Source organism: Nostoc sp. (assembly GCF_036917135.1).
GTDB lineage: Bacteria > Cyanobacteriota > Cyanobacteriia > Cyanobacteriales > Nostocaceae > Nostoc.
This window is the reverse complement of sequence record NZ_JBALEA010000039.1, coordinates 53346-66670: the sequence shown is the minus strand read 5'-3', so window position 1 is coordinate 66670 and position 13325 is coordinate 53346. Positions and strand designations below refer to the sequence as shown.

The window sequence follows — 13325 nt, the reverse complement described above, 5'->3', positions numbered from 1 at the left end:
GAGATATTTGAATGCTCGGCTATATTGATTCGTTTCGGCATAAGTCATATTTATACTCATTACTTTTATCGTAAGCGATTATGCGGACATGATATTAGTTGGATATTTTTCTCTTTGTAAATCCCTTACGCTCTGGCTTGCGATCAAATATCCCGTTACATTTATGATGTACTACCTAGTTGGATGCCTAAGTAAGTAGGCAAGAATAAACCAAAGTAAGTCCTAGTAATGTAAAAGATATTGAAATTAGTTTGTAGTAAGGGCTAACCTGCGGGAACGCTTCGGGAACAGCCCTCATCTGAGGACTAAAGTCCTCTCTACGAGACGCTACGCGTAGCTTGCTTCCCCGAAGGGGTACACTACAAACCTTTAATTATTTACGCCGCTCTACTTAAGTCAGAAGGGTGACTTCCTGACTTAGGCATCTACTTATCGCTTTGATAACCAATTTAGAACATGGGTAAACTCTGTTATCTCATCCAATATGAGATAAATTGACTCAAAAATTTTGTTAATTTTAGATGATAAAATTCTCTATCACGCTAATATCTCCTAAAGCTATCTTGACGCTGAAATTATCTCCCACAGCAGCGTTAAACTCCAATGCAATTTTTTTGTTATCCTTTTTGGCTTGAGCTTCCATAACAGCAATTTCTTCTTCATCTAGAATCATTATATGAAGAGACGATGGCAAGTACTCTTGACCATTTGTTGGATGTAAATCTACCATAATTTTCATATCGTCAAAGTTGTTGTTGTCATGACTGACTTTAACAACTATCCCTACTGATGACCCGTTGGCTTTTATCCCAAAATCAATCAATTTAGCCCGCTCAACAGAGTTTTTAAAACCTGATTCAGCACTTCTAAATTGCCAAGCTGGTTCAGTAACAAATATAGATTCTATTGTTTCCCAGCCCGATTCAAAAATATTCTCAAACCATCTTTTTAAGTTCACAACATCTTGACTAGTAAATAAACCTAAATTTTGACTAGATAAACCCAAATTTTGAGTCTTATATTTAGTTGCTTGTAATTCTAGAGATTCTAGATAATTCAGGAAATTTTCTAGAGGTTGTAGTTGGTTGATAGGTAAGTTATCAATTGAGACCTCCTTGATAAATCCTAACAACTTGGCTGATTGTAAAGATTCACTTATTTGCACAGCGACATAGCCAATCCGGTTTGATTGGACTTCTGGTGGCACATAAACAAACTGTGCATTTTCTAACACCGGACGGCATTCCAAGTTGCCCAAATTTTTAATCAATAAATCAGCTACATCCATCAGGGTTTGTTGTACTGGATTCCAACTGTCACTCGCTTCTAGGTCAGTTTCAAAGCCCATAGACTCTAGATAGAAATTCACGAAAGATACAGACAAGCTATTAAGCAAAATCTGCTGGCTTTTTTCAGGTGTGGCTTGCTGTCTTGACCATTTTTCTGCTAGTCTGCGAACGACGGTCGATATCGGACCAGTAAATGTAGAAATAGTTGCGATGTCACTCATCATTTGTTTCCTCTAAGTTACAGCAGATTGCAAGTTAATGAGGTAGAAATACCTCACCCGCGCTGTCGCGCACCCTCCCGGATACCAAGGGGAGGGTTGTGGATGGGTACTTCATTTACTTGCAATCTGCTGTAAGTCTTCTCCATCACATAGATTTCTAAATTCGTCGCGAAATTTTTCTAAACTTCGCTGATAAAAGCTACTTAATGTTGCAACTGGAATATTCAATTCTTCTGAAATATCTTTCCAAGATATACCTGACCATCTTTTGACAGCAATTTCTTGGAAATTTACTTTGGGATATTTTTTGATATGTGCTTGTTTAAAAATCCCTTTTGGGTCTACTTCTATATATCGTCTGATTTTTTTAAAAGCAGAGATATAATTATCCTCGTTCTCGTCAAATGCCAAACCTTCCATGTTTTCTAATACAGAGCTTTCCACATTAGTTTCATTGGCGTTGCCAATTATTTTGGGAATAGCCTCTTTAAAAAAACGTTTACTTAATAACATATTAACCCAAGTCATAAATGATGCACGTTCCGGGTCGTACTTGTGAAGATTTTTGCAAATATACAAAAATAGGTCTTGTACTGCCTCTTGATAAATTTGTTCGTAAACTCCTGCAAATTGACCTTTATATGGGTGGCAAAGTTTGCCTGAGCAGTATATAGCATCGATTAGTTTTGATAAACTTATCCGTCTAGCAGTTGTCCCTAGAGGGTGTTTTTGGACTTGTAGAGCTAGCTCCTGAAGCTGTTGCTCGTTCATATATTCATTTGTGAGAATCGTATTCCTCTAAAAACTATCGGATGGTAATTGTGGCTTTTATCCAAATCGTCTAGTAAAGGTTACAAAAATTTACAATCTAATTTTGGGGAGGCTTCCCATGAGGTTTGAGCCTAAGCTGTTGGCAGGAGAACATCGGTTAGCAGCAATTCGATTGTTAAAGGAGCAGCAGGATGTCCAAGGATGCCTAGAGTTTATATAGCAGTTACCTCATCAAGTGCAAAATACCCATTGTATCCTTTCATGTAGATGGCAGCTCGATGACCAAACAGAACCATAGCTTCTGTTCTAGTTTCCAGTTGGTTTTCATATCCATCTACAGAAACATTTGAACCAATCGCGTGGGTAGAATTCCATTGGTCTACCTTTTCCTGGGCAGTCCAATTATCAGACACTTTTTTAATTTCAAGCGGTTTTTCTTTAGCTTTAATATAAGTTATTAACTTAGTCAAAACGGTTCCAACTCCCATCTCTTGAAACTCGACATCACCCTGAGCCAACAGGTAACGTATGCTTTCAGTCCATTTGATGGAATGGGTTATCTGTTTAGCTAGATTTTCGGCGATTTCGCTTTGGATGTAAGGCCGTGCGGTGACATTGGAAATTACCGGGATTTGGAGTTTGGAAAAGGAAAAACTTTTAAGAAACTCTTCAAACTGGACTTTTGAAGACTCCATATAACGAGAGTGAAAAGCACCACTTGTATTTAAAATGACGTATCGTATGCCGTCTTCTTGAAAACTCTCACTGGCCTTAGCGATATCCTCTTTTAAACCGGAGATAACTACCTGCTCTGGAGAGTTGAAGTTAGCCACATCTATAGTATCAAAACCGGATTTTTTCAGAAGTTTTTCAACTTGTTCTCCAGTTGCACCGATAACAGCAGCCATAGCGCCTTTAGGAGCTTGGCTCATTAGTGCCCCTCTTTGTTGAACCAGCTTTAGTCCATCTTCAAAACTAACCCCGCCTGACGCTTCCAAAGCATTATATTCTCCCAAGCTGTGTCCCAGCACAAAGTCAGGCTTTTTACCAGTTTCCTGGATTTTGCTTCGATAGGAAAGGGCATTCACAACATAGAGGGCAGGTTGGGTGAATTGAGTTTGATTCAACTCTTTTTGCGGATCGTTCAAACAAATATCTTCAATTGAGTACCCTAAAATTGAATCAGCTTTTTGTGTCAGATCGGGAAATTTACTAAATAGATTCTCTCCCATCCCTCTGATCTGAGAGCCTTGTCCTGGAAACATATAGGTTATCATAGCTAGCCTTTTGTTAGTTCTTTAAGTAATTTTGATTCCATAGTTACTAAAAATATAGTCAAATATTTCTAGCTTTATAAGGCTTACACCTTAATGGGCTAACTACAAGCCGCAAAGAGTTCTATCAAAGATAGAGTCCCCAAATACTTTTCTTAATATTAAGAATTGCGTAGGAGTCCAAGCTCATTCCCAATTCCCTCCTCCTTCCGCATTTCTCACAAATTGAAGTTGAAATTCGGACTTATCTGGCTAAGGAAATTAGCAAACTTCCATTGCTAAGTTATTGGATTGTCCCCCCATCATCAGCTATTATGTATTTCCTGGGACTTTTGAATAAACAACTTGAGAAATTTATTTGAAAGTCCTTTTTCAGAATACAGGGTTTCACAAAAATCAATAATCGTCTGGCGTGACTTCTCTTCTGAGAACATGGTCATGTGACTGGACGAATTAATATCAATAATTTGCAGGTTTGGCAAGTTCTTTTCCCACTGCCGCGAAGCGGCTGACTGATCGGTTGTGGCAAATTTTTCTCTGTCCTGTGGTGTCGCAAAATAATAGGGAGCCTGATCACCCAACATTGATCCGTTCTTGTTGCGGAAATAATAGCAGTTGACCGCGTTGGGATCAGGCAGCAGCATAAAAGTAAAGGGATCGGTTTGATAAAATTCATCGAGGGTTGTTGCATATTCGAGACTGGCACGTATTTCCGTCTCTGTTTTCACCAACCCTCGTTTTTTAGCCAAGGCGATCAGTTGAGTTAAATATTCGTCGTCATTTAGGCTTGCATCCAGTTCATCTGAACCAATAAGTATTTCCTGCACAGTTTTTTCTGAATCCTGCCATACAGATAAGGCCAAGGCTCGGTTCAGGGCAACCAGATAGTCTGTTTTGCGTGAGTATTTATCCTTAGCACCAGGGTTATTCTGTATTGTATCCACCATCACAATGGTCTCAACACTTTCTCCCAGTTCCTGTAATTGACGGGTTGCTTCATAAGCAAACATCCCACCCAGCGAATAGCCGCCAAAATCGTAGGGGCCCGATCGCTGCACGGATCGTATAGCATCAAGATAACGTTTCACCATAGCTTGTACGTGAGAAGGACTCGCGGTTTCGTTTGTCCAGCTCCAGGGCTGAATGCCATAAAAGGGGCGCTGGCTTTTTTCAGCAACCGGTTCGTAAACCGTAACCCCCGCGATCCCATGAAACCAGAATACAGGTCTTCCCTTGGTACTCGAATTCAGCTGGATCAGCTCTGGGAAAAGAATGTCGTCTGACAAAGAGAAACCTACCACTTGCTGATTCGCCTCCTCTGGCTCGGTTTGCGGTATATCCCTTTGCGATTTCAAATACAGAAGCATATCCTGCATTGTTTGGCATTCTAGCAATTGCCTTAAGTTAACTCGGGCATCGACATTGGATTTTATTTGCTGGAAAATTTGCACAAACATAATGGAATCAACTCCATATTGAACCAGAGGGGTATTGAGATTTATTTCTCCCACCGTCAGTCCTAAGGTTAGAAGCATAATATCCGTAAACGCTGCCTCTATGTTTCTGCTAGCGGGGCTTTGATCGTCAACGCTTTGCGAAAGCGGCTCTATCTCAACCTTGGACTGAACTTGAGATGGAACTTTCACCTCAACTTTCGCCTCAACCCAGCAGCGTCGTTTGACGAAGGGATAGGTAGGCAGAGAAATCATAGAAGTCTGCCCTTTTTTATGTAGTGACTGCCAGGGAATTTTACCTCCTTTAACCCAGTAAAGTGCGATTTTTTCCAGGTTATTTTCCGCCAAAAGCACTTTCATCATTGCCTCTCCGGGTTTACCAGAAAGCAGATGCTTCACTTCTGAGCGATCGCCCTCCACATCGCCTATGTACACCGGAATGGAGGTGTCGATCGCGGTATTTTGTTCCAGGCAATTCAAAGCCTCCTTGATTCCCTGGATCAATTCTTCTTGATTATTCACCAAAATCGCTATTCGGTGCGTCATCGCCATACGCCCCACCTGGAGAGTATAAGCCATTTTCGTCAAGGAAAGTTGTGCATTGGATTGAACAAAATGGCTCATCTGTCGCAGCACCGCCTGAAGGCGATCGCTACTTTTCGCAGAGAAAACCATAAGCTGGCGATCGCCCCCAAGATCAATATCAGACGAGATCGGATTCTGACTGGCAGAAGGAATATATTCTTCGATAATCAAATGTGCATTGGAGCCTCCGGCACCAAAGGAGCTAACCGTTGCGCGTCGGGGAAACTCCCCCTCCTGGCCATCAATATTTAATACTGGCCGCTGCCACGGTTGAAGTTTTTGTTGTAGATAAAAAGGCGAGCCGTCGAAGCTTAAATTAGGATTCAGCGATTCTGCATTAATCGACGGCACAAGCTGTTGGTGCTGAAGCTGTAAAATGACTTTTGTCAGTTGAGATATTCCAGAAGCCGCCTCTGCATGACCGATATTCGACTTTACCGAACCAATCGCACAAAAGCCCTGATCCTCGGTGAATTCTTGAAAAGCTTTATTGAGCGCACTCACCTCAATGGGATCTCCCAGGGGAGATCCATTGGCCGCCGCTTCAACATAAGTAATCGTGCGTGGATCGATGCCAGATTTACGGAAGTTATCTTTAAATAATTGGGCTTGGGCATTGGGGTTCGGCACATGAAATCCGTGAGTATGCCCGCCATGATTTGCACTAATGGATTTAATGACGGCCAAAATGGAATCCCGATCTGCGATCGCATTGGCCAAAGGCTTTAACAATACCGCACCAACACCTTCTGCGGGAAGATAACCATCACCCTCGCCAAAGCTTTTGCTGGTGTTTTGCCGACTAATCATTTGGCTCAGGCTCAAGCCAATGTATTTGTTCGGATGAATCGAAAGGTTCACGCCTCCGGCGATCGCCATCTGACATTCACCTTTAAGCAGACTGTCACAAGCCAACTGTATAGCGATTAATGAAGAGGAACACATCGTGTCAATCGCCATGCTGGGGCCATGTAAATCAAAAAAGTAAGACACACGATTGGCGATCGCGCTATAAGAAGACAAAGAAAGGATTGACTCTTTTACGGGGTCAGAAGCTAAGGACTGATACTGCTGATACATCGCCCCGATATAAACCCCGACTTTATTCTCGTGTTGCTCCTGTATTCTTTCCGGCGTATACCCCGAACGTTCAATAAGATCCCAGACTGTTTCCAGGAAAAGGCGCTCATTGGGGTTCATCAACTGCGCTTCCCGAGGGGAAATATTAAAAAACAGGGCGTCAAATTTGTCCACGTCGGCCAAGAAACCGCCCCACTTGCTATATGTCTTGCGATCGTTGGCAGGCTCAAGATCAAAATACAAGTTATGATCCCAGCGACTCTGGGGAATTTCAGTAATACAGTTTTTACCCTGAGATAAATTTTCCCAGAATGTTTCCAGGTCTGGGGACAGGGGATAACGTCCTGAAACACCGATAATGGCGATATCCTGCATTTGGGCAACGGGCAATGGCGATAAGCCTAGCGCATGAGCAGCCAAAAAGCGCGATCGTCGATTTGCCTTTGGACTGGCTTCAGCAACAAAAGCCGAGGGATGATTTTCAGGTACCTTTGCCTTACCTAGACCGAGGACCACTTGAAGCTTTTCTCTATAAGATCCGACAAAATAGTGGTTTATTTCATCAATGGTTGGATACTCAAAAAAGAGGGTTTTCGATAAAGAACCAAAAACCTTTTCCAACTGATTGGTTAATTGGATAATAACAACAGAATCAATGCCATATCTCTCCAGCAATTCGTCGTTTTTAATTCGATGAGCAGGTATCTTTAATATGGACGAGATTAGGTTTTTGAAATAATCAAGTGACCTGGCCTCAAACTCATTTTCATCAAACTCATTTTCATGAATACCGACCTGTTCAATATCGATCTGAGATGGCAGCGATGATGGACGCATCTGCTGCGAAATTTGCAAGCGTTGCAGATTTCCTGTCAAAACCATGATCTGTGTCTGTCCTGAAGAAAGACCTTGAATCAGGGCATGAATTCCATGCTTTGTCTCCATCGCCACCAGTCCCGAATTTTGCAGAATGGCCTTTTCACTCCGGGGATCGATTTGCATACCGCCTTCTTTCCACAGTGGCCAATTAATAGAAAGGGTTTGTCCGGTGCGTTCTTTGGCGGCAACCAAGTCATTACGGTAATGGGCATAAGCATCCATAAACGCGTTGCCGCAGGCATAATCTGCCTGCCCCACGTTGCCGTTATTGCCCGCCAGAGAAGAAAATAAAATAAAAAAATCGAGATTCAAGTCTTTAGTCGCCTGATCCAAATGAATCACGCCATCGACTTTAGGGGCGAGTACCGATTGAAACTCACTCGCTGTTTTCCTGATCATAAAATTATCCCGAATAATACCGGCACTATGCAAAATACCCTTGAGCGATCCGATATCATTTTCGATGTTTTCAATTAAGCGCTCTGTTTCCTGCTTCTGACTGACATCAATTTGTCGATATTCTACCTTAGCCCCCAAAGATTCCAGTTCTTTGAGTTGCTCGCGTAGGTGCTCATCCAACGCAGATCGTCCGGTCAGAATCAGAGAAACCTCCCTTGTTTGCTGTGCAATATGTTTGGCAAAAATGAATCCTAGTCCGCCCAGACCGCCTGTAATCAGGTAGACACCGCCTTCCTGCCAGGGGATTTGCATGGCCGGCTCTGAAACCGACAGTTCTTGCCACGAAATAGTCTGGCGTCTTTCTTGCTGATAGCGGATAAAAGTTTCTTCACGGCAATGGCTGTTTCGCTGAATTTTATCGATCAGACCTTCCTGGGTTTCACCCGACTCCAATGCAATAAGTTGCCCCAGAATCGCTGGATTTTCCAAGTGAGCCGTTCGCAGCAAAGCAGCGATCGCACTAAATATCTGCGTCTCTCCTGAGAAAGGTATGAGAAGCTGGATAAGCGTTGCTCCTTTGTTTTTTTCTTCGAGTACCGCTTTTATTCGCTCAAAGACCTGAAGCGAAATTTCTTGAAAACGTTTTGCTAGTGTTTTTGCTTTAGTCGTCAAATGAATACAAATCACGCCTTCGATTTGAGATTCAAGCGATCGAGCCGAAAACCATTCCATCTCAAACAACATAACAATACGCTGAACATATTCAGTACTTGCATATTCAGACAATGGTTTTTCTTTCCAGATGGGGAAGCTCATCCAAGTGCCAATGGATTTGCTCTTCTGTATGGCAATAGTACGAGGGGAAAATCCTTTGATTTGAACACAAATATTACCGCTTTCATCACACAGATCGATATCAATCTTGGTGACGCGATGACCTGAGGTTTGTCTGTTGGCAGAAGCACGATCAGAATAGCGTATCCAAGCCCACATCGTCGCTGTACATTTTGCAATGATTTCCAGCCTGTCTAAGGCAAAGGGAACTGAAACCTGCCCAGACTCAGACGCGGATTGTCCAACCATCAGTCCAATACAGGCCTGTAAGGCTGAATCCATAACGCTGGGGTGAAGAACAAATTCACTGCAAGTCTCAGCAACAACGGAAGGTAACTTAAGTTTTGCCAGCACTTGGCAGCTACTAACTTGGCTACGACTAACATAGACATCCTCTATGCCTTGTTGCCCTTTACCGTATTCAATTCCCATTGCTTTAAATGCGTCATAACATTGCTGGGCACTGAGACATTTCTGATTTATCCTCGCCTGCAAGGATGACAAATCCAACTCAGTGACTTCGCTAACCTGACTGAAGGTTGCGACACCCTGGCTATGTACAATCACCTCATTTTCTGTGGCTGCATTTGAATAGATTTCATAACCAATCTCTCTGAAACTGAAGTCGCCGTTATTGTTTGCGCTAGTATTTTTTTCCTTACTGTCTTCAAAAGTGCCTGGAAAAATCCTGATATGAACGGTTTGTGCCTGAGTGTTGAAGGTGAGGGGGTTCGCCCAGATAATGTTTTTAAGTTGAATGTGGGTCTTCTCTAAGCTTGGTGAGGAATTTGGCAACGCTTGCTCTACCGCCACCCGTGCCATTTCCAGATAGGCCACGCCGGGTAACATCTTCTCCCCGTTGACGCGATGATCTGCCAGAAAAAACTCCTGGCCGCTAAAGGTGGAGCTAAAACGTTGTTCGGCAAGATTGGAAGTATTTTTATGCACCAGAGGATGGATCATCTCTGCGCTTTGATGATTAGCCACTGATGAAGGATAGGCAAGTGAGAGATCGATTGCTTTTGCCCAATAGCGTTCCCGTGCAAAAGGATAGGTTGGTAAGTGAATACGAGGGGGCTTCTTTTCGCCATAGAGCTTGCTCCAGTCGAAAACAAAGCCTTTAACCCAAAGCGCCAGGATTTTGGTGTCGTTGCGTTTGTGAATCCAGGCATGAATAGTTTCTGCAAACTCTTCATCATCGGCAAGTACCGACATGGCTTCTTTATTGGGTTTTACCTGTCCCCGATAGAGGTTTTCCACATCGCTTTGTCCGGACAAAAATCCCTCGAGTTTTTCGCTTAGTTCAGCAAAAGAAGCTACCATCAGTCCCAGGCGCTCTTCCATAGCTTCGCGTCCCACCTGGAGGGTATAAGCCACGGCTTGAAGTTGTGCTGTTTGGGTTTCGTTATCTGTCAGGCTACAATCTCTTGCGTAAATGCACAGATTTTTGGCAAGTTCCCTGAGCCGATCTTCGTCTCTGGCAGAAACAACAATCAAGCTGGCGTTATTCAGTCCCTCTTCGGAACCATGAGCCGCCAGACTTGCTTCCTCATTAATATATTCTTGGATAATAATATGGGCGTTAGCACCACCGGCGCCAAAGGATGATATTCCGGCAATTCGCGGATACGCCCTGGTTTCCCCATTGATCCTCAGCACTGGCCTTTGCCAGGGTTCAAGTGTCTGCTGCACAACAAAGGGCGTCTTGGCAAAATCAATATTGGGGTTTAGCTGCTGCGAATGTAAGGAAGGAACCAATTGGCGATGCTTTAATTGCAGCAAGACCTTGGTTAAAGCAGCAATACCCGCCGCGCTTTCGGTGTGGCCGATATTCGATTTAACCGAACCGATGGCGCAGAATTGCTTGTCCTCACTGCGGCCAAAGGCTTTACTCAAGCCGGTAATTTCAATCGGATCGCCTAATACCGTCCCCGTGCCATGAGCCTCCACATAACTAACTGTTCTGGGGTCAACCTTGGCTCGCACCAGGGCTTCTTGAATCAACTGCGATTGCGCTATTGGATTAGGCACGGTATAACCATTGGTTTTGCCGCCTGCATTGATCATACTGCCTTTGATAATGCCGTAAATAGCGTCCCCGTCTTGCTTGGCTTTCGCCAGGGGTTTTAAGATCACCGCCCCCACGCCTTCCCCATCGACAAAGCCATCGGCCCGATCGCCAAAAGGCTTACACTCGTTGCTGGAAGAAAGCATGGTCATGGCGCTGAGACTCAAATATTGAATCGGGTCGAGAATCAAATTCACACCACCAGCGATCGCGCATTCGCTTGTGCCACTATGCAGACTCTCTATCGCCAAATGCAGCGCGGTTAGCGAAGACGAGCAGGCCGTATCCACCGACAGGCTCGGACCTTGAAAGTTAAATAGGTAGGAAACCCGATTGGCCATCGACCAGTCGCTCGGCTGACGCGGGTAAGTACTATTCATCACCCCAACAAAAACCCCTACTTTGCGGCTGTCGCAGAGCGTTGCAGGGGTATAACCCGCATCTTCAATACAGCTATAGGCGGACTGCAAAAATAATCTTTCCTGAGGGTCCATGCGCTCGGCTTCTCTCGCCGATAATTGAAAAAATAGAGGGTCAAATTTGTCTACATCGTCAATAAAGCCTCCCCACTTAGTGTAGAGCTTTCCTTCTTTACCTTTTTGTAGATCAAAATAGCGCTTCCAGTCCCAACGCTCTTGGGGAATTTCGCTGATGCAATTTTTACCAGCTTTTAAATTCTGCCAAAAATCATTGATATTCTCAGCCTGCGGATAACGTCCGCTCAGTCCGATAATGGCGATATCCCCATCGGAGGTCACTCCATTTTCTTGTGATTCAGCCAAAGCATTAAACCGTTGGGCAGTTCTAAAATCCGGTTGAAGTAAGGGTCGATTTTTGCCGTTTGTTTGTCTTTCGCTTTTGGACACTTCAATTGCTGTACTTTTGGCGATCGATGTTTCAAAGCTCGTCCGCTCAAGCCCAAGCAAGGCAATAAATTCCTCCGACTGACTTTCAAGTAAATAATCGACAACACCATCAATCGTTTGGACTTCAAAAAATAATGTGTTGCTGATATTTTTAAATGCTTTACGTAAAGTACTAGTCAATTGGACTACCAAAATCGAATCTAGACCATAGGCTTCCAAGGCTTGGGCAGAGTCAATCTGCTCACTTGAAAGTTGCAGCGTCGAGGCAACTAGTTTTTTGATGTAAACCGTAGCTTTCTCACCTAGGGTTTCAGCCTTTGCTGTCAGATGAGATTTAGATAGAGGCTGTGTCTGCCGGATTTCTTTTTCCTTCACCTCTACACTTTGCTTCGCGGGTGCAGACGGTGTTAATGGTGAGGTCTGGCGACGAGACTTTTGCCGAACAATACCATCGCTTTGAGCAATAATAATCTGCTGGCCAAAATCATGTGCAGATTTAGCTGAAAACAAAGCCGGAAAAGTAACGGAACCAAAGCCCTCTTCTACTAAAACATCGGCCCAACTTGCCGAACTTAATGCCGGACTGCCAGTCATTCGCAAAGCCGCATCCTCATACAGCCACCAGCCCTCCAACAAACCAAAGGTCAAATGAGAAAACAAGGACTTAGTACTCATTTCATTTAAGAAGATCAAACCATGTTTACGTAAGCTTGCTTTCGCATTTCGCAGAGTATTGCGAATATTTTTTGTAGCGTGCAGGACATTAGCCGCGATCGCCAAATCGTAGTGATTAGCCTGCATACCCTGTTCAGCCAGAGGTTTTTCCACATCAAAAATCTGCGTCACAATATACGGGTGTTCAGGGGCATAGTGCCTCTGTGCGTGTTGTAAAAAGGCTTTTGAAAGATCCGTGTAACAATACTCGACAATATTATTCTGAAATGGGCGAAGTTGGGCTAGTAAACCAGCGCTTGTTCCACCTGTTCCGGCACCGATTTCAAGTATCCTAATTTGTGCCATAGGGTCTTGTGCCAATCGGGCTTGAATATAAGCTACCACACTATTCTGAAGCGTTTGATTATAAAAATCGGCAACCACGTTACCTTTATAAATATTTTCTACCAGTGCGATGGAGGAATCGGGGAATACAACATCGGTTGCCTGTTGTTTTCCTGTCAGAATTTCGGGTAAGGCACGCAAACACGCTTCCACCAGAGTCACTAGTGCCTTTTGATTGCTATCTTGCAGCCAGAGAATTTTTGCTTGATCCCACTCTTGCCATAAGCGTGCCAAGTCAATAGAGGACAGCTTATTGGTATAACACTGTCCATCATATTCAAGATACCCTTTTCTTAACAAGACACTCAGGCTTTCTTCCAGCCATCGCCCATAGAGGGCAGCGATGGCTTCCAGCCCACGGTCCGCTAAAACAGATGTACGCTGTTGGGAACGCCCTTCAAATAAGCCTAAGGACTGCAAAGTAGCCAAAAGTAATTGGGACAATATTTCTTCCATGTTAAGCCGTCCTTTTCTGGTAGACGAGTAAAATAAAGCTTTTATCCGAGTGTCTAGGGTCTGCTTGGCGCAGCCAGTGAGGGTTAATGC

The 13325-nt window shown here is 43.8% G+C and carries 4 protein-coding genes; all 4 read right to left on the bottom strand.

Features of this window, described 5'->3' with window-relative positions:
- Positions 1-517 precede the first annotated feature (517 nt).
- The 4 genes from V7K50_RS11690 to V7K50_RS11675 all read right to left on the bottom strand — a co-directional run bounded on the left by V7K50_RS11690 (position 518) and on the right by V7K50_RS11675 (position 13235).
- On the bottom strand, positions 518-1513 hold the full coding sequence (locus V7K50_RS11690) for a DUF1822 family protein (protein WP_334960149.1): 996 nt from the start codon (positions 1511-1513) through the stop codon (positions 518-520).
- Positions 1514-1621: 108 nt separating this feature from the next.
- Positions 1622-2281, bottom strand: coding sequence for a sigma-70 family RNA polymerase sigma factor (locus V7K50_RS11685; protein ID WP_334960147.1), 660 nt, complete (start codon positions 2279-2281; stop codon positions 1622-1624).
- A gap of 212 nt (positions 2282-2493) precedes the next feature.
- Positions 2494-3558 carry an ACP S-malonyltransferase gene (fabD, locus tag V7K50_RS11680; RefSeq protein ID WP_334960145.1) on the bottom strand — a complete coding sequence of 355 codons (1065 nt, stop codon included), beginning with the start codon at positions 3556-3558 and terminating at the stop codon, positions 2494-2496.
- Positions 3559-3860: 302 nt separating this feature from the next.
- Positions 3861-13235, bottom strand: a complete 9375-nt coding sequence (locus V7K50_RS11675) for an SDR family NAD(P)-dependent oxidoreductase (protein WP_334960143.1) — start codon at positions 13233-13235, stop codon at positions 3861-3863.
- Positions 13236-13325 lie beyond the last annotated feature (90 nt).